Origin of the sequence: Methylobacter marinus A45 (assembly GCF_000383855.1) — a bacterium.
Classification (GTDB): Bacteria; Pseudomonadota; Gammaproteobacteria; order Methylococcales; family Methylomonadaceae; genus Methylobacter; species Methylobacter marinus.
In genome coordinates, this window is sequence record NZ_KB912877.1 from 1379630 (window position 1) to 1399150 (window position 19521).

The window sequence follows — 19521 nt, forward strand, 5'->3', positions numbered from 1 at the left end:
GTCCTGAATAATCAGTTGCCGTGTGTCGATGCCCAGACATCCTGCAGCAATGCCTGACATTGCCGCTCGAACGACTCGCCCAATGCCTGCGCGATATCCTCGGCATTGCGGTAAAGCCGCCTGAGTTCCGGCTCATACGGCTGCTCGACGGCTCTTGCCAACTGCTCCATGGCGATATCGAGCGCCGATTTGGCCGAGCGGCTGCCGGTATTGAGCTTGTGCGCCTGCCTGACATAAGCCAGGGCCGGCTCGACAAAGAACGCATCGGGCTGCTGCTGGCCCAGACGATAGATCTCTATCAGCTCGGGCAAGTATTCGGGCTGGCAGTGCCCGGGCAGAAACAGCAGATCCTCGTCTTTACTGAGCAGACAGGTCGCCTGCGGCTCCAGACGGTTGATAATCAGATGGTGCAGCCAGGCGTTGATGAAATCCTTGCCTTTCAGATCGGCGTAGCGATAGAACAGGCTGCCGTTCTGATAGCGGTTGCCCAGCTTGCCGATCAGCCGATAATTGCCGACTTTGATGTCGACGGGCAGATCGTCCAGCGTCGGACCCAGATTTTTCTGCTCGATACGTCTGACGAACTCGGCGATCAATTTCTGCTGCCGTTCAAACTCGAGCTCGCCCGGACTGCCGGCCAGCCAGCGCCCCTGGGCCTGCAGTTTTTTCAGCGACACGGAAGCGCCGCTTAACTGTTGCTGTATCCAGTCATGGTGGATGGTGTAGCCGTCCATCCTGTCGATCTCAAACGGCTCGCGCTCTTCGGCCTTGGCTTCCATGCCGCCAAAGCGCAGATCCAGCTGCCGCCGCAGGAAATGGCGCTGCGGATGCTGGAAGAAGGCAAACAGATCGCCTAGATCGATCACCTCGCCGGCTTCGGCTTCAATAGTGCCCTGCCACCATAATTGCGGCTCCTGTCGGGTCGCCGACAAGGCTTTGGCCGTCGCGCAGTCGGCCGCCGAAAAGCTGAACAGCCCCGATGCGCCGTCGAAATAGCGCGGACTGAAGGGCTGCAAGGGATGCTTCGTTACCAGCCCGGACAAGCCGTAACCGTCCTCGAGCACGTCGAGCAGCTCGCTGATGATCACGGACGGCGGAATGGCATCATTCTGGCTGATCGACTGGCCGATATAGGTCATGATCAGGCGCTGGCGCGTCGACAGCAGGATTTCCAGAAACTGATAGCGGTCGTCCGCCCGGCGCGAGCGGTCGCCCTTGCGAAAATGCCGGCCGAGCAGGTCGAAAGTCGGAACCCGGTCGACTTTGGGGAATTCGCCGTCATTCATGCCCAGCAGCGCAATGACCTTGAAAGGGATCGAGCGCATCGGCAGCATCGAGCAGAACGTCAACTGGCCGCGCAAAAAACCGTGCGAGGATTTGCGCTCGGAAATCGTGCCTTCCAGCCAGCTGATGATGACTTGCAGCTCGACATCGTCATTGTGGACGGCCGCCGCGTCGGCCGACAATTCGACCAGCAGTTCGTTAAGCTGCTGGCGCTCGAGCGGATCGGCGCCCTGCAGCAGCTGGTCGGCATAGTAATAAAGCTGCGAACTCCAGGCTTTCAACGTTTTGGCCTGCTTCAGTTCGGTGCTGGCCTGGAACGCCAGCTGCATGAATTCGCACAGGCCGCCCAATGCCTGCGCCGATGAGCCCTCGATATCGCTGTAAGGCAGCACGTCATCGATAAAGTCTTCATCGCTGCCGACCGCATAGCCCATCAGCAACCGGTCCAGCGCCGCCTGCCAGGTATTGCCGCCCAGCCCGGGCAGCCCCAGTTCCCGCCGGTGCCCGGCCGACTTGCCCCAGCGCACTTCCGTGGCGCGCACCCAATGCTTGACCAGCTCCAGATCGGTCTCGGACAGGCCGAAGCCCGGATAGACCACCGGCTGTTCCAGCAGGTCCAGCACGCTTTGCCAGCCGAAACGGCTCTGGCTGAGACTCAGGAAGCGGATAAAGGCTTCCAGCGCATTATTGCTTACGCGCAGGCTGCGGTCGGCGATGGCGTGCTGGATGTCGTCGAAGACGGCCGCGATAAACGGCTCATAAGTTTGAATGTCGGGCGCCATGACCACGATATCGCGCAGTTCCAGCGTCGGGTCCTGCTCCAGCGCCAGCAAAAGCTCGTTTCTCAGGACCTCGACCTCGCGCATGCGTGAATGGCAGGCATGGATGCGGATCGAATCGTCTTTCTGCAGCGCCCGCTTCTCCAGGGCGTTGTTCAAAATATCGTTCTGCAACTGCTGCAGATTGGTGCGTGCCTCGTTAGGCTCAAAACTGGCCGGCTCGAAATCGAACTGCACCTGTTCCAGAATCATGTCCTGAAACTCGCGGCCCTGCTGGCCCATCGCCGACAATAACGGGTGACCTGTGAATGTTTCCAGGGTCACGCGCTGGCGCCTGCTTTCGATATCGGCCCAATACTCCCGCGCCGGATTCAGCAGGAAAAAATGCACGTCGCACTGCCTGGACAATGCCTGCAGATAATTCAGGAACAAAGGCGGCATGGTGTTGACCCCGAACACGAACACGCGCTCGGGTACGGCATCGCCGAAAGCGCCTTCCCCGGCGTTGTTCAAACGCTCGATCACGTCCAGCCACAGCGAGCCGCGGTGCCTGACGCCGGTCTGCTCGGTCACAAGCAGCCAGAGCGCCCGTTGCCAGCGCTCCGTTTCGGATTGATAAAGCAGTTTTCCCTGATGCCAGAGCTCCAGCATATCGGGCCGCATCATCTGGTACTGGTCGAAAATCTGCGCCAACTGCTGCGCCAGCTGATAGCGCTTGACGGCGAGGTTGTCCCCAGTCAGGTACTGTTTTAACGCCTTGAATTCATGCCCGTAAGTCTCATCGTCCAACCGTCGCAGCAGAGCTTCAAACCGCCAGAGCATGACGTTACGCTCGAATACCGCATCGCTGAGCGACAGGTTGATCTTTTGCGCCAGCGAGCTGAAAAAACGGTTCGGAAACAAAAAATCGAAATTGCCCCAGACCTTGAACTCAGTCGCCAGCAGCTGCGACAGCCAGCGCTCCATGCCCTGGCTTTGAATCAGAAAAACTTCCCTGGCAAAAGGCGATGCCAACGGCGCGTTTTCGATCACGGCGGTCAGATGCGCGACCAGATTCTCGGTTTTATTGGAACTGTGCAGGATGAACATGGGAATTTATGCCGATCAGGAATCCCCAACATTATACACAGACTGTGCATTATCCTGGCTGCAAAACCGTTTTGTCATAAAACCGTAACGCAATCATCATCTTTTTGTCATAGAAGGCTCTTATACTTGCGAGGAACAGCGGAGGTTGCCCTGCAGGCGGACGCCCCTGATTTGACTGGATTACTCTGTCCGGAGAGCCGCAGGGAATCCGGCCGGGATTGATCAGTCCGGTCCAACTTACTTCTTGCGCAAAAACCGACAGTCATGCGTGCCTCATACGCAAACTCCCGCCAAAATAACAATAACGCCCTGGAGACAACAGCCTCATGCTAAACAACGCCCGCATAGGCACACGCCTGATTTGGCTGGTCAGCCTTTTTCTGATCCTGACATCCGCTATTGCCCTGAAAGGCTTGCACGGCATGGCGCGGAATGTCGCGATCGTGAACAGCCTCTACAACGACCGCATAGTGCCGCTGCGTGACCTGAAAGTCATCGCCGATCTGTATGCGATCAATATCCTGGAAACGACGCGCAAGGCCAGCAAGGGCGCCATATCCTTGCCGGAAGCCAGCCAGGCTGTGCGCGACGCCGAACAAATCATTGCCGAGAAATGGCAAGCCTATCTAAGCACGCGGCATGTGGCCGAAGAAGAACGACTGATAAACGAACTCAAACCGATACTGGCCAAAAATCAGCAGGAAATGGACAGGCTCAAGGCTACCCTGGATACCGGCGACAGGGATGCCGTACCCGGCTTTCTCAACTATCGCCTGCTGCCGAGCATCAATCCCGTTACCGAAAAATATGCCGAATTGATCGAGGCACAGCTGGATGCGGCAAAAATCACTTACGACAGCATGGTGCGGAATTACCAAAACATGCGTAACTGGTTCATAGCCATTGTTCTGTTTGGCCTGCTGGCCACAAGCCTGCTGGCGTTCATTATTATCCGCGGCATCACTCGCAGCACCGCGCAAATGACCGCCGCCCTGCAACATGCGCTGTTTGGCGATTTCACGAGCCGCGCGCAGGCTCAGGGGCGGGATGAGATCAGTCAGGCCATCGGCCTGCTGAACAGTTTTCTGGATCAGTTGCATAAGACCTTCCTGGAAACGCATCGGGTCGCGCATTGCTTTGCCGCCGGCCAGTTCGGCCAGCGCATGGCGACCGATTTGCCAGGCGACATTGGCAAGCTGGCGACCGGCTTGAATGCCTCTTTCGCGCAGGCCGAACAGTCCGTTCAAACCTTGTCGCAAGTCGTGCAAGCCATGAAGGCAGGCAAATCGCTGGACCTGCAGACCATACGGCCCCATACACTCCAGGGCGAATGGCAGCGGGCGGTCGAGCAGGCAACCGACGCCATGCGGACACTGCAGCACATGTTCGCCCAAATCAACGAGGTGCTTCAAGGCGCTTCCGCAGGCCGGTTCGACCTGCGAGTAACAACATCGGTATCCGGTATCTATCTGGAATTAAAGGACGCCATCAATGCCGCCATGAGCAATCTCAATGCCGCCATCGATGATGTCATGCACTGTACGATGGCATTGTCGGCTGGCGACCTGACCGAACGGGTTACCGGCAACCATCAGGGTGATCTGGAGAAATTGAAGCATGCGTTGAATCATGCGCTGGCCTCTCTGTCGGCATCATTTCATCAAGTGCAGGAACGCTCCACGGATGTGTCGCTGTCCTCGCAACAAGTGGCCGCGGCCAATCAGGACCTGTCGCAACGCATTCAGGAACAGGCCTCCGCACTGGAGCAAACCACGGCCGCAATGGAAGAACTGACCGCGCAGGTGCGCGATGCGGCCGACCGCGCTGAACAGTCGAAAGTCATCACACTCGATGCCCGTGACGAGGTCCAGGCCGGCGCCGAGTCGATGCGGGATGCCATCGCCGCCATGCACACCATTCGTGACGTCAGCAATCAAATTACCGGCATTACCGATTTAATCGATGGCATTGCCTTCCAATCCAACCTGCTGGCGTTGAATGCAGCCGTGGAAGCCGCGCGCGCCGGCGAACAAGGCCGGGCTTTTGCGGTCGTAGCCAGCGAGGTGCGCGCGCTGGCGCAACAATCCGCCGAGGCTGCCACCGATATCAAGCTGTTGATCGATCAAAGCACCCTAAAAATTCTGGAAGGCACGCACAAAGTCGAACACACCGGTGAAGCCATGATTCGCATCAGCGGGCAAATCGGACAGGTGGGGACCCTGGTGGAAGAGATTGCGTCAAACGCCGGTGAGCAAGCCCAGGGCATCGAGGAATCATCCAGGGCGATCATGGAAATAGACCGCACCCTGCAGCAAAACGCGGCGCTGGTCGAGGAAAACGCGGCGCTGGCCGACCAACTCGGGCAAATAGCCGGTACGCTGGATTATTTGACCGGCCAGTTTCGGCTTCAGGACTACGAACCGGAGCCGATACGTCTCAGCCTCATCTCCCCTAATCATGACACCTCCCGGGAACCGTTAGCGACCGATGAGGAGCAATGGAGTGAATTCCGCGCCGCGCACGGGACTAAGTAATAGGCATGGAATAAATCCACGAAAAACAACCAAAGTGAAACCTGGTACGCAGGGCCGCGTTCCATGCCATCATCCATGGATAACTGAGCGCTATATTAGTGGCAGTCAGTCTTTCAGATTAACCAGCCCCTCGACCAGTTGGCGCACTTTCTGTTGAATCAGGCGCGTGTTGTCCGGTCCCATGCGCAGCATTTGTTTGTGCACGGGGCTGGCGTTTTCCAGCTCACTATCGGCGTACTTATAAAGTACCGACGGCTTTACCAGAGCGATGGGCTCTTCTATGACCGGCGCCGCCAGGATTTCCGCGCCTGCTTTGGCCAATACATCTTCCAGGTCGTATCCTTCAGGATAGCCGAACTCGGTAAAGACCTGCACGAACAGCGGTCTGAATTTCTTGTAAACAGCCAGTGTCGCCTCCACATCCATGGCATTGATGGCCGCCGCCAGTTTGTCATAGCGCTGATAACTTTGCCGGCTCATAAACAGATTCTCATCGGCGGTAAAGCGCTGGGCCGGCTTAAGGAAACGCATATGCTTCTCGAGCCGCAAGCCTTGCGAAAAATCATTGGCGATCACGACGTATTTTTTGATCAGCCCGTCGGTCTTGAGCCATTCGGCAAGCCCCGGCGAAATCCTGATCATTTCCTCGCGTATGCGCCCGTCGCTATTAGCGAGATCAGGCAGGATAAACCCTTCTTCCTGCTGAGGCTCCTCGATGATCTCCGGTGCGATTTCCGCACCGGGCGCGGGCGTATCCGCCTCATCTGCCGGCGCGCTTTGCGTTTCCGCCGTTTTCTCGGCAATGGGCGGCAGTGCCAACGGCTGCGGCCCATCGGGCTCAGCACTTTCCTGTAGTTCGAAATAAAACCAGCCCATGGCTGCCGCAATGAGCAAGGCAATCGCCAGCCAAATCATGATGCCGCTACTTCTACTTTTAGTTTGCTCGTATCGCCCCATGTTTAAGACCTTCTTTCAGTTGTGGGTTAGAATAACTTAAAATATTTTTTATACTGCCTAAGAAGTCAGAACCTTGTATCAGCAATATTTTCATTTCAGCGAATTACCGTTTTCGATAGCGCCTGATCCGCACTTCATGTATATGAGTGCCCGCCATCAGGAGGGCTTGGCGCATCTGCTATACGGCATTAACGTGGGCGGCGGCTTCGTTGCCCTGACCGGCGAAGTCGGCACCGGCAAGACCACGCTGTGCCGCTGCCTGCTGCAGCAATTGCCCGTCAATGTCGATATTGCCTTGATATTAAACCCAAAGCTCAATGCCGTCGAATTATTGGCTACACTCTGTGATGAGTTAAGCATTGTTTATGACAGAAAGCAGCAATCGCTGAAGACGTTCATCGACAGGATAAACCAATATCTGCTCACGGCCTATGCCAACGGCAGGCGCACCGTGCTACTGATCGATGAAGCCCAGAACCTGAGCATGGAAGTGCTGGAACAAATCCGGCTGCTGACCAATCTGGAAACCAGCAAGGCAAAGCTGCTGCAAATCATTCTGGTCGGCCAGCCTGAGCTGAAACAGTTGCTGAACCGTCAGGACTTGCGTCAGCTCAATCAGCGGATAACCGCCCGTTATCATCTGCTGCCGCTGTCCCTTGAGGAAACACGGGCCTATATTCACCATCGCCTGACGGTCTGTAATGGCAACCTCGGTCTCTTTAATGACCGTGCCATTCGCAAGATTTATCAATTTTCCCTGGGCATCCCCAGACTCATCAATATTCTTTGCGATCGCGCCTTGCTCGGCGCCTATGCGACGAATGCCCACGTCATTTCCCCCGGCATCATCACCCAGGCGGCTCGGGAAACATTGGGGCTGGACAGTTCCCGCCGCCGACTTAACACAGCGATGGCTGCGATGTTGCTCGGCGGCTTCGCCGCCGGCATTTATTTTTTGATCCAGCATCAGCCGGCCGGCCATCAAGCCAAGCTCATATTGTCGGGCCAATTTCCGGAAGCAGATGCAAAACCGCTCGAGACTTCCCCGCAACCGCTTCCCGCACCGGAAGTTGCCGCGCCGAAAGCCGAGGCGGTCAAAACCCTTGGCGACTGGCTTGACGATCCGGCGCGGACGCTGAACACCGCCATGCTTCAGGCGCTCAAAACCTGGAAAAAAGCCTTGCCGGCCGATAACCGGGCCGACTGTAATTACATGAAAACGGTGGGCCTTCGTTGTCTGTTCGACAAGACCAACTGGAAAGACATGCTGGAACTTGACCGTCCCGCTATTTTGGAGTTTTCATCAGCCAACGAGGAAAAGCGCTATGCGTTGCTGACCGGCATTCAAGGCGGGCACCCCGTCATCCGTTTCAACGATGATTTAACGTTCCCGCTAGCCGATGTGCTGGATTTATGGGATGGTTATTACCTGATCCTTTGGCAACCGCCGCGCCCGGACATGACGGAAATTATTCCGCGGCAGACATCGACCGACGTGCTCTGGCTACGCCAGCAGCTTAGCGCCATAACAGGAACCGGCATCAACGTAAACGAACCGCTGTTCTTTGACGAGACGCTTAAAACGCAAGTGATTAATTTTCAACGCCGGCATCATTTAACCGCTGACGGCATAGCGGGAGCCCGCACCCTGATTCACCTGGACAACAGCACAGGCGCCGGAGACTCGCCGCACCTAACATTCAAGGACTAAGTTATGTCTTATATTTTAAATGCACTGCGCAAATCAGAACAGGACCGGCAGGCCGTCGAGCCTGACAAGGTCACCAACAGGATTCTCGCTCAGCAGCCGCGGCAGCCCCAACGCGCTACCCGGCTTATTGCCGCATTGATTATCAGCAACCTGCTTATCCTGGCTTATTTTCTCTGGTTTACCCAAAAGCCCCAGCCCGACGCTCCGACGCCAGCCGGCAAGCAGCCCGACGCGTCTGCCGTTAAGCCGTCGTTAGCGCCGCCGGTTGACATAAGGCCGCCGCCTGAGCCCGAGGCAAGACCGCCGGAACCGAAACTCCCGTCCATTGCCGAAATCGTCGAAGCCCGGGTTATACCGGCCAAAACCGCAACTGCCATTAAAAAACCGCTGACAGAGCCCGTTAAACCGGCGCCCGCGCCGCCGCAGCCGGTTCGCCTAAAAGCCGGACCGGTTGAAGCCTCTGGACCGGCTGATAACGCGGTTGACAAACCGGCATCATTGCCTGGCAAAAAAACCGGGCCGGTCATGACCGCTCTCGAGCAACCGGCCTCATTGCCGGCAAAAAATCACCTGCCTTTCCTCAATGAACTGCCTGCCGAATTCCGCCGCGAATTGCCAAGCTTGCCTATCAATGTCTTTGTATATTCGCCGAAGCCTGCCGAACGTTTTGTCATGATCGACATGGTTAAATATACGCCCGGCCAGCGAATCAAGGACCTGCTGGAGCTCAAGGAAATACGGTCCGACAGCCTCATCGTCAGCTACAACGATCGCCTGTTCAAAATCAAGCGTCCGTAAGATTTAACAGATGCCTGCCGGCGCATCTCCTTATGCGCCCGGCAATGCAACAGGCAGCCGCGAGGCCCTTCGCGGCTGGATCACCCCTCGCGGTTTTATAAGCCACAGCCAAGGCCTGCTAAGGCCCTTGTCATCAAACTTTCAACAAACCTTCATTTCCTTGTCACAAAAGAGTTTTAGTCTTTGCCATGAAGGCTGGGATTAAATCAATAGGAAAATCCACGTTTTTCAGCTCTGCACCCGATCGCGGCCGACTTTTGCAAAACTGCCGAGAGGACCAAAAAATGAAACTGCTTTATTCGATACATAAGTACGATGTGTTCATGACCATCTGGCTGCTTAATGTCAAAATGCACGGCTCACTGGCCAAGTTTAGCCGATACGTGTCAAGAACCGGCGACGGCCAGCTGTATCTGTTGATCATCGGTCTGCTGTACTGGCAGCAAGGCCTTCACAGTCCGCTGCTGCAGGCTATTTTGCTGGGCTTTCTGGTCGAAAGGCCGATTTACTTCGTTTTGAAAAACAGCCTGAAACGCAACCGGCCGGCGGCGGCGCTGCAAAATTTCCGCAGCGTTATCACACCCTCCGATCAATTCAGCTTCCCATCCGGCCATACTTCCGCGGCGTTCATGATGGCGACGCTGATCGGTTATTTCTTTCCTGTTTTAATGCTTCCGCTTTATGGCTGGGCGGCGATGATCGGCTTCTCGCGCGTCGTGCTGGGCGTGCATTTTCCGACCGATATCTTAGTCGGCGTCATACTGGGCATCAGTACGGCACTTTTCAGTTTGGGATACAGTATTTAATGAGAATTTTTTATGGCGTACAGGGCACCGGTAACGGCCACATCACTCGCGCGCGCGTCATGGCGAAAGAACTCCATGATGCCGGCCTGGACGTTACCTTTCAGTTTACCGGCCGCCCGGTCGATAAATATTTCGATATGGAGGTCTTTAACGGCTACCAGTTACGCACCGGCCTGACTTTCAGCACCGACAAAGGCCAGGTCAGCTACCTGAAGACCGCTTTGGATGCCAGACCGCTTACCTTCATCAAAGATGTCGCGTCGCTGGATTTAAGCCCTTACGATCTGGTCATCAGCGATTTTGAACCCGTGACGGCCTGGGCGGCAAAGAAACAGAAAAAAACCGTTTTGGGCATCGGCCATCAATACGCGTTCAACCATCGCATCCCCAAGGCCGGCTCGGACCCGGTCGCCAGACGGGTCATGAAATACTTCGCGCCGGCCGATATCGGCATCGGCCTGCACTGGCACCATTTCGACCAGCCGATTCTGCCGCCCATTATCGACACGAGCAAAACCGCCGCGAATACCATCAAAAATAAAATTATCGTTTACCTGCCTTTCGAGGATCAGCGAGAAGTCATCAGGCTGTTATCGCCTTTCAACAACTTCAGCTTCCACGTCTATGCGCCGGAAACGGTACGCTCCGAGTTCGAACATATCCTCTGCCATCCGCTCTCCCGCGAAGGTTTTCAGAAGAACTTATACGACTGCGCCGGCATTATCAGCAATGCCGGTTTTGAACTTGCCAGCGAATCGCTGCAACTGGGCAAAAAGATCCTGGCCAAACCCCTGCATGCCCAAATGGAACAAATCTCCAATGCCGCCGCCTTACAGCAACTGGGTTATGGCCATGTCATGACGGATATGGACCCGGCGGTGATCGAATGCTGGCTGCATGACGAACATGCCGTCCGGGTCACTTATCCCAATACCGCCAGGTTATTGGTTCAATGGCTTCAGGACGGCATGCCGGAAATGGACAGGAATTTCGTCCACGCCATATGGAGCAGCGTGGAAGTCTCTCAGACCCATTTGGAGTGACCCCGCCTGGCCTGGATTTTCCCGGTTATTTGACAATCAGGCTGTTATTGACCATTTTGACGCCTCCCACGGTTCTCGCCAGTTCGACAGCCTTATCGGCGGCACTGGCGGAATCGACGAAACCGCTCAGCTGTACAATCCCCTTGAACGTTTTCACGTTAATCTGCAGTACTTTAAGGCCCGGATCATTAAATATGGCCGTCTTCACCTTGGTTGTCAGCACGGCATCATCAAGATACTCGCCGGTGCTTTCATGCCTTTTACTTCCCGCACAGGCGACCAACGACATCGCCAGTAATACAACTGATAAAAAACGTATTATCAAACTGAATTTATTCATCATTTATTTATAGCGCTAATAGACAGATGGAGGGGTTAAACGCCGATTATAACCGGTGTTAAATTAAGATATTATTTTATCGCGGTTAAATAATGCAACGGTATTGCATTGACATAATGCGCTCACGCCGGCGCGTCGCTTCCCTTCCGCGGCCTCGTATTGAACAGGGAATTTTAATCGGACTTAGCGCCTCTATCAAAAGCTGACATAATGGCAAGAACCCGCTTTTTACATTACGAAATAAACGCCAATTCACTGTTTTTTAATTATGGAATCCACCGATAAACGCCATTCCGAGCAATTCCTGCAGCAACACCTGCAGCAGGTCATCACATTGCTGGAAAAACAGCGGCTGGAAGAATCGCTGGTGCAAAAAGGGACGACACCCCATCGGGAATTGGTTGAAACTATCCTGCACAAGCAGCAGCAAACCCGCCTGCAGGAAAAATTTGCCCAGCTTCACCCTGCCGATATCGCCTATATCCTCGAATCGCTGCCGCTGGATCAGCGCCGTATCGCCTGGAGCGCGATCAGAACGGGCCATGACGGCCAAGTGCTGATGGAAGTATCCGATGCGGTGCGGCAAACGCTGATTTCAGGCATGGAAACCGAGGAATTGGCGAGCGTTGCCGGCCAACTGGACACTGATGAGATAGCGGACCTTGTGGCCGATCTGCCGAAAAACGCCATGCAGCGGATTCTCAAATCGCTCAACCGCAAAAAACGCCGGGATCTCACCGCGGTTCTGGCTTGCAACGAAGATCAGGTGGGCGCGCGCATGGATTTCGGCATGATCAAGATCAGGGACGATCTGACCTTGAAAGCCATATCCGACTACATTCGCAAACGCGGCAAGTTACCCGATCACACCGATAAATTGTTCGTCGTGGACCGCAGCAACAAAATCAAAGGCGTTTTGCCGGTGCAACGGCTGTTGACCCATCCGCCTTCCCGGCAAGTGGCGGAAGCCATGGTGACCGATTTTGTCGTCTTCCCGGTCGACGAGGATCTCACCGAGGCTTCGCGCGCTTTTGAGCGTTACGATCTTATATCGGCGCCGGTTGTCGATCATGGCGGCCGGCTGCTGGGCCGGCTTTGCATCGACAGTATCGTCGATTTCATCCGCGACGAAACAGACGAAGACCTGCTGATTCAAGCCGGCGTCGAGGAAGAGGAAGACTTGTTTTCCAGCGTCTGGAAAAGCGCTCAGAACCGTTGGGGCTGGCTATTGATCAATATCACCACGGCCTTTGCCGCGACCCGCATTATCGGCGTGTTTGAGGATGCGATCCTGCATCTGGTGGCGTTGGCTTCGCTCATGCCGATCATCGCGTCGACGGGCGGCAATACCGGCAATCAGACCAGCATGCTGATCATCCGCTCGCTGGCGCTGGGACAGATTACCAAGGCCAATATCCGCCGCCTGATCACAAAGGAGTTGAGCCTTGCCATCCTGAACGGGACGCTCTTGGGCAGCGTTGTCGGCCTGCTGGTCTGGCTGCTTTATCAGGACCGAGACCTTGCCCTGGTCATGGCCATCGCCATGTTTTTCAACCTACAAGTCGCCGCCCTGGTCGGTCTAGGCATCCCTTTGCTGCGCCATAAATTCAACAAGGACCCGGCAGTCGGCACCAGCGTCATGCTGACCTTTATCACCGATGCCATGGGCTTTTTTATCTTTCTTGGCCTGGCCAGCGTGTTTTTACTGAAGAAAGCCTGACGCATTAGCCAAACCGGCAAAGCAGCGGTTTTGCAGGCGCAACGGATTTTTCCTGTATTAGGCCGGCGCAATAATCATGAGGTTCCGATTATGCCCGGGATGGTACTTTAGCCCAGCAAGCGCCTTTCGGCATGATCCAGATCGTCGGCCGCGCCAAAAAGCACGACGACATCATCTTCTTTAATCAAAGTGTCAAACGGCTCGGGCGCTCGATTACCTTGCCTGACCAGCGAAGCCACGGTGACGCCTTCCGGCACCAGTTCCGCCAGTTTTTTCCCCACGGCATGACTGCCCGATGAAATCAATACTGACCGCAGCGCATCGGCGGCAAGCGCATCCGAATTGTCCGAATACACATCCTCGCCACGGTATAGCTCCCGCAGCAAACGATAACGGCCGGCGCGTTGCTGCTGCATGCGCCGCACGACGCGATTAAACGGCACATTCAGGAGCAATAAGGCATGAGAAGCGATCATCATGCCCGCCTCCAGTGCTTCCGGCACCACCTCCGTTGCACCGGCCTGGCGCAGTTCGTCCGCGTGAGTTTCGTCGCGGGTGCGCACCATAACCGGTAAGTCCGGCCGTAAAGCGCGCGCATGATGAAGCACCTTCTTTGCCGATACAACATCGTCATAGCTGATAACAATCAGCTTTGCGGCATCAAGCCCCACCGCCTCGAGAATGTCCCGCTCCGCCGAATCGCCGTAATAAACCGGCTCGCCGGCAATGTGCGCTTCTTTGACCCGGGATGAATCCAGATCGAGCGCAACATAAGGGATCTGTTCTTCTTCCAGAAAATGCCCCACGCTCTGCCCGATGCGTCCATAGCCGCAAATAATCGTGTGGCCGCTCAGATGTTTGGCAATATCCGCGCTGACCGGATAGGTTTCAGGATCAGCCTGTAGCGCCGCCCGCCGCACGAACAGTCCGGCCAGGGCATGGTTATAACGAATTAGAAAAGGGGCGACAATCATGGAAAACAACACCGAGGTAAAGACAATCTGCGCATGCCTATCGGTTATCGCATTCACATCCAGCGCGATGGCCAGCAAGGCGAAACCGAATTCGCCGCCTACCGCCAACAGGAATCCGGTACGCCATGCCGTCAGACCGTCGAGTCCCGACAAGCGCACGATCAAAGCCACCAGCAGCGTTTTCGACGTCAACATTGCGGCGACGCCGGCTAAAGCCCACGGCCAATTCCGCGGTATCTCGGAAGGGTCGAACAGCATCCCGATACTGACGAAAAACAAGCCGATCAGCACATCGCGAAACGGTCTGATCGTGGACTCCACCTGATGCCGAAACTCGGTTTCGCCAAGCATCATACCGACCAAAAACGCGCCGAACGCCATCGAAAGCCCCAAGCTACTGGTGGTCCAGGCAGCCAACAATGAAACAAAGAGCACAGTCAGCGTAAAAAGTTCGGCGGAACGTCTTGCGGCAACGGCGTGAAACAAAGGCCGCAACAGCCACCGCCCGAGCACGAACACCAGCAGAAAAGCCAGGACAGCCTTGGCCAAGGCCCAACCCAGCGCCTCAAACAAGGCCCCGACATCGTCGTCGATGACACTCAGCACCGGGATAATGACCACGAAAGGCACCGCAGTCACATCCTGAAACACCGACATCGCCACACCCAAGCGGCCATGATGGCTGTGCTCCTCGCCTTGCTCGGCGAGCTGTTTGCTGATAATCGTCGTGGAGGATTGCGCGAACACCGCGCCGATGACAAAAGCCGTCGCCGGCGGCAATCCCATCAGCCAGCTAGCCGCGCCGATCACGGCCGTTGTCAGCAAAACCTGTCCTGTTCCCAACCCCAATACCTGGCTTCGCAACGCATGAATCTGCGGCAGTGAAAAACTCAAGCCAATTGTGAACAGCAGAAAAACGATGCCGAATTCGGCGACTTCCCGGATCTGTTGAACGTCAATAACGGGGCCGGGCGTATGCGCGCCGAACAGCACCCCGACCAACAGGTAGCCGATGCTAGACGGAATATGCAGCTTCTGAAAGGCCACGACGACAGCCACGGAAGAACCAAGCAGCCAGAGTAGCTGTATAAAGGGTTGATCGATCATTTTCGAGATATTTCTCTGAATTACAAAGATAAAATTACAAAGCCGAGGAACAGGCAAATAAGAAAGGCGTCGAGATTCTATCCGCCAGGTCGAGAGCGAGGCCCGCCTTGGCGGATAGAATCAAAGAGAAGAATTCCTCCTTATTATGCGAACCAAGGTTCGTATGAACTTCGTCATGCATTTTCATAGCCATAAATTTTGAAATAATAAATTCTGGCAAGCGGCAAACCTATAATGCCGATAATAACGTACTTACTCAATTTCCGGCATCCGGCTTTCTTGCTATCTTCATATTATTGCCATCACAAGAGGTTCAACGCTCATAGCATTATGACGCCAAGGTTTTCATGGATATTCCGATATCATGGGACCCCAACAGGTAATCTGTAAAGGCGTTAACTTCGATGTCTAAGGTGATTGCAGTCCAAACCTGACAAGGCGTTGTGTCAACAAGGTTTCCATATCCCATCGCCCGTCCAGAATGGCGTGAACAATGGTGGTTTCCGGTAACTGTTCGCAGATAATACGATAAGGTTTGACGATGACTTGCCGATATTGCCGAATGCCCAACGTCAATAATTCCGTGGGAATACTGCAGAGCTCAGTAAAGTCGGCAAGGCTGTTCACGGCGACTTCCAGGCGATCTATGATTTTTGCCGCTGTTTTGTTATCCACTTCAACCAGGTAATACTCATTGATGTCCAGTAAATCAAGCAATGCCGGTTCGGCAATGACCACCGGACGTTTCATTTCAAACCGCGTCGTTGCCTAAGTCGGGAGCAAGCCTCGGCACTTGTTACCGTTTTGCCATTGCTAACCGCTTGCTGGCTTTGCCCAATATTTTTAGCAACGCCAACGTTTCCAAGGTTTGCTCATAATCGGCCACCGACTGAATCACCATAGCGGCTTCGCCGTTTCGGGTGATAACCATCGGCTGATGAGTCGTCTTTAAATTTTCAATGACGTCAGCCACGTTAGCTTTAAGCTAGCTGATCGGTTTGATGTTTTCGGAAAGTTTCATGGTGTTTTCCTGCCATAGGGCTTAATTTGGCCTTAATTAAGGATGCGGCAATTAATAACTCCCCTGGCTTGATATGAATCAACACCTGTGTATGGGCGAATAAATTCGCCCATACATAAGCGCCGGTTTCATCCACAAACCGGGAAATTATTTTTAACCAAATCCTAAGTTAACCATTACAGACGCCAAACCATCGGTAAATCAATCTCCCAATCAATGGCCGCGCCGAGTGGCTTGGCATCTTTGCTGTAGGTTCGGTTTAAATCCCGCGATATCCCGACGTGATCGGATAACGCCGGTCGCGGCCGAAGGCCCGGGGCGTGATCCGGATGCCGGGCGGCGATTGCCGGCGTTTGTACTCATTCCTGTCGACCAGGCGTATGGCCCGTTCGACATCCTCGCGCCTGAAGCCGGCTGCGATAATCTCTTCGGCCGACTGATCCAGTTCCACATAACGCTCCAGTATCGGGTCCAGCACGCTGTACGGCGGCAAAGAGTCCTGATCGACTTGATCGGGCGCCAGTTCGGCCGAAGGCGGTCTCACCAGCACGCGGTCCGGTATCACCTGTGACAGTGAATTGCGATAGTGCGCCAGCGCGTAAACCAGCAGTTTCGGCACATCCTTGATCGGCGCGAAACCGCCGGCCATGTCGCCGTATAACGTCGCATAGCCGACGCTCATCTCGCTTTTGTTGCCGGTCGTCAGCAGCAGCTTGCCCTGTTTGTTGGATATCGCCATCAGGATCACGCCGCGGCAGCGCGCCTGGATGTTCTCTTCGGTCGTGTCCCTGGCCGTGCCGGCGAATACACCGGCCAGCATGTCCGCGAAAGCGTTGACGGCCGGCTCTATCGGTATCGTGTGGTATTTGACGCCCAGGGCTTCGGCTTCCAGCATCGCATCTTCGAGACTCATGGGCTGCGTATAGCGTGACGGCATCAGCACGGCTTCCACTTTGTCGGCCCCTAGCGCATCAACGGCCAGCGCCAGCACGAGGGCCGAATCGATGCCGCCGGACAGGCCCAGGATGGCGCCTTGAAAACCATTCTTGGCGACATAATCCCTGATGCCCAGCACCAAAGCCCGGTATTCGCTGGAGATCTCGTTGTACAAGGGGGCACAGATGCTTTTCCGCGGCCTGTTGCCGTCAAATTCGACCACGCTGACCTGCTCGCAGAATTCCTCGGCCCGGAACACGACTTCGCCGTCACGGTCGACCACAAACGAGGCGCCGTCGAAGATCAGCTCATCCTGACCGCCGACCTGGTTGACATAAACCAGCGGCAGCTGCAACGCCTTGACCTGATTGACGACGATGTCCTCGCGTTCATGGATCTTGCCGGCATGGAAAGGCGAGGCGTTCAGGGTCAGGATCAGCTCTGCACCCGCCTCCTTGTTCCTGGCCACGATGCCGGTCTGCCAGATGTCCTCGCAAATCGTGATGCCGATCGTGACGCCTTTTAAGGTAAACAGCGAGGTCTGCCCGCCTTCGCAGAAGTAGCGCTTTTCGTCGAATACGCCGTAGTTGGGCAGGGCGTTCTTTCTGTAGCGGGCCAGCACGGCGCCATCGCGCAGCAGCGCCGCACTGTTGTATAGTTTGCCCTGATAGCGGTCGGGAAAGCCCAGTACCACATCGATGCCGGACACCTGTGCGGCGATGTGCGCGACAGCGCGTGCCGCATGCGCGATAAAATCCGGCCGCAACAGCAAATCCTCGGGCGGATAGCCGGTCACGGACAGTTCGGGAAAGACGATCAGATCGGCCTGCAACCGGTCCCGGGCATGAAGGGTGGTATCGATAATCCTGGCGGCGTTGGCGTCGATGCCGCCGACCAATAAATTGATTTGAGCTAACGCTATTTTGAGAGACATGTAAATTAACAATGACTGATGTTGAAGATTTGACTGCAAGGACGACAAAAAAACTGTAGTGCGGTACGAAACCTAACCTACAGGCTGATCATAGCAAATCCTTATTCAGGAACGACACCGCTTGTCGGGTTTATCGACTGAGGCACCGGGACCCGCTTTTGCAATGCGCTCAGATACAGCCAGGCTCCGCCTGCGGCAAGCAGATGCTTGAGCGAGTGTCCGCTTAAGAAGCGCAGGTGTTCGTAAATGACGACATCGCCCGATTCCGCCAGTTTAGCCGCGGCATAGATACCAACCAATCCCCACAGATAGCCGTTACCGGAAAACCGGGACTGGCAGTAAATCAGCATGACCGGAATCAGCACCATGGGCAGGAACTGAACCAGGCCATAGAAACGCAGATCACCGTGCCCTTGCTGTTCGCTCCAATGCCAATAAATGACCGATAGCATACCGGCCAGAACCAGCGGATAGAGCAGTCGTCTGCCCCATTCAACTGACAGGAATTCGCCGACCACGGCTGAGAACAGCGCCATAAAGGCTATCGTCATCGGCAGCCGATCCCAGATCAGCGACTCATTGTCAGGATCTAAGTGGTAATACCCCGATCCCAATCCGACTAAAAAAACACCTATGAAAAACGTCAGATAAGCCGGGCGCAACTGCGGCAAGCCGCCGTCAAGCCGGTTGTTGATAATTTGCTGTATTCCCATGAAACCGACAACCAGAAAAGGCAGGTTGGTCATGACATTCCAGAAGTTGGGAATGCCTAAGATCTGTTTTTGATCGCCAAAGTAATGATAACTCAGGTCCTGCGGGATCTTCGGCACCAGCGTAAAAACCGCAATTGAGGCAACAATAGAAAATAAAGCGATAAAAATGAGGATTGATTTATTCACGGTTATACCAACTCTTCATTAAATCCTGATGTCGCTTTAGCATGGAATGCCCATACCTCATTTTTCAATTTTAGCTTCCGGAATAAACGGAATAAGCCCTTTCTGGAAGGCTATTTCCTGTATTTCTCTTGGCAACTGACGCGCATCGACTATCATGCCGTTCACTATTATCTTCCAGGCCAACGGGTTATCGTTTAATCGGCTGGGGAGGTACCAATTCGGATCTAGCGGCCCCATTTTTAATGTATCTTTAACGACTTTTGCCTTCGCAGCGCCGGCACTCTTGCTGACGGCAAATTGCTCGCACAAATCTGCCGCACTGATATACGGCTCCTGACTTTTATCGAATAGGAAGTTAACGGAGCCTATGGCATAGGTAATTCCACAGGCCCAGGTGTTTATCTTCCCTGTTGACAAAGGCGACTGCCGCTTCCTGCACAGCGCGGCCGTTGCATACCGAATCAGTTGGGCATATTCATCGTTAAGATAAGCAGCCGAAAATTCATCAGTTAATTTAATAACAGCGTTGAAAACAGGCTGCATTGCCTGTGGCACTTTTTCTGATTGATTGGGTTTTGGCATTATATTT

The 19521-nt window shown here is 54.9% G+C and carries 15 protein-coding genes; 6 read left to right on the top strand and 9 right to left on the bottom strand.

All coding sequences use genetic code 11. From position 1 onward, the window contains the following. Nucleotides 1-11 precede the first annotated feature (11 nt). The gene (recC, locus tag METMA_RS0106275) at nt 12-3152 is read right to left on the bottom strand and encodes an exodeoxyribonuclease V subunit gamma (RefSeq protein ID WP_020158222.1); all 3141 of its coding nucleotides are present in this window, start codon (nt 3150-3152) and stop codon (nt 12-14) included. A 326-nt stretch (nt 3153-3478) separates the two neighbouring features. On the opposite strand from recC, the gene METMA_RS0106280 reads away from it, so the two are divergent. Beyond that, entirely contained in the window at nt 3479-5686 is a 2208-nt protein-coding gene (locus METMA_RS0106280) for a HAMP domain-containing methyl-accepting chemotaxis protein (RefSeq protein ID WP_020158223.1), read from the top strand. A 105-nt stretch (nt 5687-5791) separates the two neighbouring features. Here the strand turns inward: METMA_RS0106280 and METMA_RS0106285 are convergent, their stop codons facing one another. Beyond that, nucleotides 5792-6601: a DUF3014 domain-containing protein gene (locus METMA_RS0106285; RefSeq protein WP_020158224.1), complete on the bottom strand. Its 810-nt coding sequence runs from the start codon at nt 6599-6601 to the stop codon at nt 5792-5794. A 115-nt stretch (nt 6602-6716) separates the two neighbouring features. On the opposite strand from METMA_RS0106285, the gene METMA_RS0106290 reads away from it, so the two are divergent. From METMA_RS0106290 to METMA_RS0106305, 4 genes are all read left to right on the top strand, one after another. Next, a complete protein-coding gene (locus METMA_RS0106290) occupies nt 6717-8354 on the top strand; it encodes an ExeA family protein (protein WP_020158225.1) in 1638 nt (545 codons plus the stop codon). A 3-nt stretch (nt 8355-8357) separates the two neighbouring features. Beyond that, the gene (locus METMA_RS0106295; RefSeq protein ID WP_020158226.1) at nt 8358-9152 is read left to right on the top strand and encodes a general secretion pathway protein GspB; all 795 of its coding nucleotides are present in this window, start codon (nt 8358-8360) and stop codon (nt 9150-9152) included. A 284-nt stretch (nt 9153-9436) separates the two neighbouring features. Beyond that, nucleotides 9437-9958, top strand: a complete 522-nt coding sequence (locus METMA_RS0106300; RefSeq protein WP_020158227.1) for a phosphatase PAP2 family protein — start codon at nt 9437-9439, stop codon at nt 9956-9958. Further along, nucleotides 9958-11001 carry an MJ1255/VC2487 family glycosyltransferase gene (locus METMA_RS0106305; RefSeq protein ID WP_020158228.1) on the top strand — a complete coding sequence of 348 codons (1044 nt, stop codon included), beginning with the start codon at nt 9958-9960 and terminating at the stop codon, nt 10999-11001. The genes METMA_RS0106300 and METMA_RS0106305 overlap by 1 nt, the downstream gene beginning before the upstream one ends. 25 nt (nt 11002-11026) lie before the next feature. Here the strand turns inward: METMA_RS0106305 and METMA_RS0106310 are convergent, their stop codons facing one another. Beyond that, the gene (locus METMA_RS0106310; RefSeq protein ID WP_020158229.1) at nt 11027-11344 is read right to left on the bottom strand and encodes a BON domain-containing protein; all 318 of its coding nucleotides are present in this window, start codon (nt 11342-11344) and stop codon (nt 11027-11029) included. Nucleotides 11345-11609: 265 nt separating this feature from the next. Here METMA_RS0106310 and mgtE point away from each other — a divergent pair, with 265 nt between their 5' ends. Continuing rightward, entirely contained in the window at nt 11610-13061 is a 1452-nt protein-coding gene (mgtE, locus tag METMA_RS0106315; RefSeq protein WP_020158230.1) for a magnesium transporter, read from the top strand. Between the two features lie 107 nt (nt 13062-13168). Here the strand turns inward: mgtE and METMA_RS0106320 are convergent, their stop codons facing one another. From METMA_RS0106320 to METMA_RS0106355, 6 genes are all read right to left on the bottom strand, one after another. Continuing rightward, the gene (locus tag METMA_RS0106320) at nt 13169-15142 is read right to left on the bottom strand and encodes a cation:proton antiporter domain-containing protein (protein WP_020158231.1); all 1974 of its coding nucleotides are present in this window, start codon (nt 15140-15142) and stop codon (nt 13169-13171) included. A gap of 408 nt (nt 15143-15550) precedes the next feature. Further along, the gene (locus METMA_RS0106335; RefSeq protein WP_020158232.1) at nt 15551-15892 is read right to left on the bottom strand and encodes a type II toxin-antitoxin system RelE/ParE family toxin; all 342 of its coding nucleotides are present in this window, start codon (nt 15890-15892) and stop codon (nt 15551-15553) included. A 46-nt stretch (nt 15893-15938) separates the two neighbouring features. Then, the gene (locus tag METMA_RS24080) at nt 15939-16115 is read right to left on the bottom strand and encodes a type II toxin-antitoxin system Phd/YefM family antitoxin (protein WP_020158233.1); all 177 of its coding nucleotides are present in this window, start codon (nt 16113-16115) and stop codon (nt 15939-15941) included. A gap of 307 nt (nt 16116-16422) precedes the next feature. Continuing rightward, the gene (locus tag METMA_RS0106345; protein WP_027147089.1) at nt 16423-18033 is read right to left on the bottom strand and encodes an NAD+ synthase; all 1611 of its coding nucleotides are present in this window, start codon (nt 18031-18033) and stop codon (nt 16423-16425) included. Nucleotides 18034-18134: 101 nt separating this feature from the next. Next, entirely contained in the window at nt 18135-18932 is a 798-nt protein-coding gene (locus tag METMA_RS0106350; RefSeq protein ID WP_020158235.1) for a ceramidase domain-containing protein, read from the bottom strand. Nucleotides 18933-18989: 57 nt separating this feature from the next. Then, nucleotides 18990-19514 carry a DUF6398 domain-containing protein gene (locus METMA_RS0106355; RefSeq protein WP_027147090.1) on the bottom strand — a complete coding sequence of 175 codons (525 nt, stop codon included), beginning with the start codon at nt 19512-19514 and terminating at the stop codon, nt 18990-18992. Nucleotides 19515-19521 lie beyond the last annotated feature (7 nt).

Excerpts from the sequence above, each read along its gene's own strand:
- recC (WP_020158222.1), bottom strand. The coding sequence starts at position 3,152 with ATGTTCATCCTGCACAGTTCCAATAAAACCGAGAATCTGGTCGCGCAT.
- METMA_RS0106280 (WP_020158223.1), top strand. The coding sequence starts at position 3,479 with ATGCTAAACAACGCCCGCATAGGCACACGCCTGATTTGGCTGGTCAGC.
- METMA_RS0106285 (WP_020158224.1), bottom strand. The coding sequence starts at position 6,601 with ATGATTTGGCTGGCGATTGCCTTGCTCATTGCGGCAGCCATGGGCTGG.
- METMA_RS0106295 (WP_020158226.1), top strand. The coding sequence starts at position 8,358 with ATGTCTTATATTTTAAATGCACTGCGCAAATCAGAACAGGACCGGCAG.
- METMA_RS0106300 (WP_020158227.1), top strand. The coding sequence starts at position 9,437 with ATGAAACTGCTTTATTCGATACATAAGTACGATGTGTTCATGACCATC.
- METMA_RS0106305 (WP_020158228.1), top strand. The coding sequence starts at position 9,958 with ATGAGAATTTTTTATGGCGTACAGGGCACCGGTAACGGCCACATCACT.
- METMA_RS0106310 (WP_020158229.1), bottom strand. The coding sequence starts at position 11,344 with ATGATGAATAAATTCAGTTTGATAATACGTTTTTTATCAGTTGTATTA.
- mgtE (WP_020158230.1), top strand. The coding sequence starts at position 11,610 with ATGGAATCCACCGATAAACGCCATTCCGAGCAATTCCTGCAGCAACAC.
- METMA_RS0106320 (WP_020158231.1), bottom strand. The coding sequence starts at position 15,142 with ATGATCGATCAACCCTTTATACAGCTACTCTGGCTGCTTGGTTCTTCC.
- METMA_RS0106335 (WP_020158232.1), bottom strand. The coding sequence starts at position 15,892 with ATGAAACGTCCGGTGGTCATTGCCGAACCGGCATTGCTTGATTTACTG.
- METMA_RS0106345 (WP_027147089.1), bottom strand. The coding sequence starts at position 18,033 with ATGTCTCTCAAAATAGCGTTAGCTCAAATCAATTTATTGGTCGGCGGC.
- METMA_RS0106355 (WP_027147090.1), bottom strand. The coding sequence starts at position 19,514 with ATGCCAAAACCCAATCAATCAGAAAAAGTGCCACAGGCAATGCAGCCT.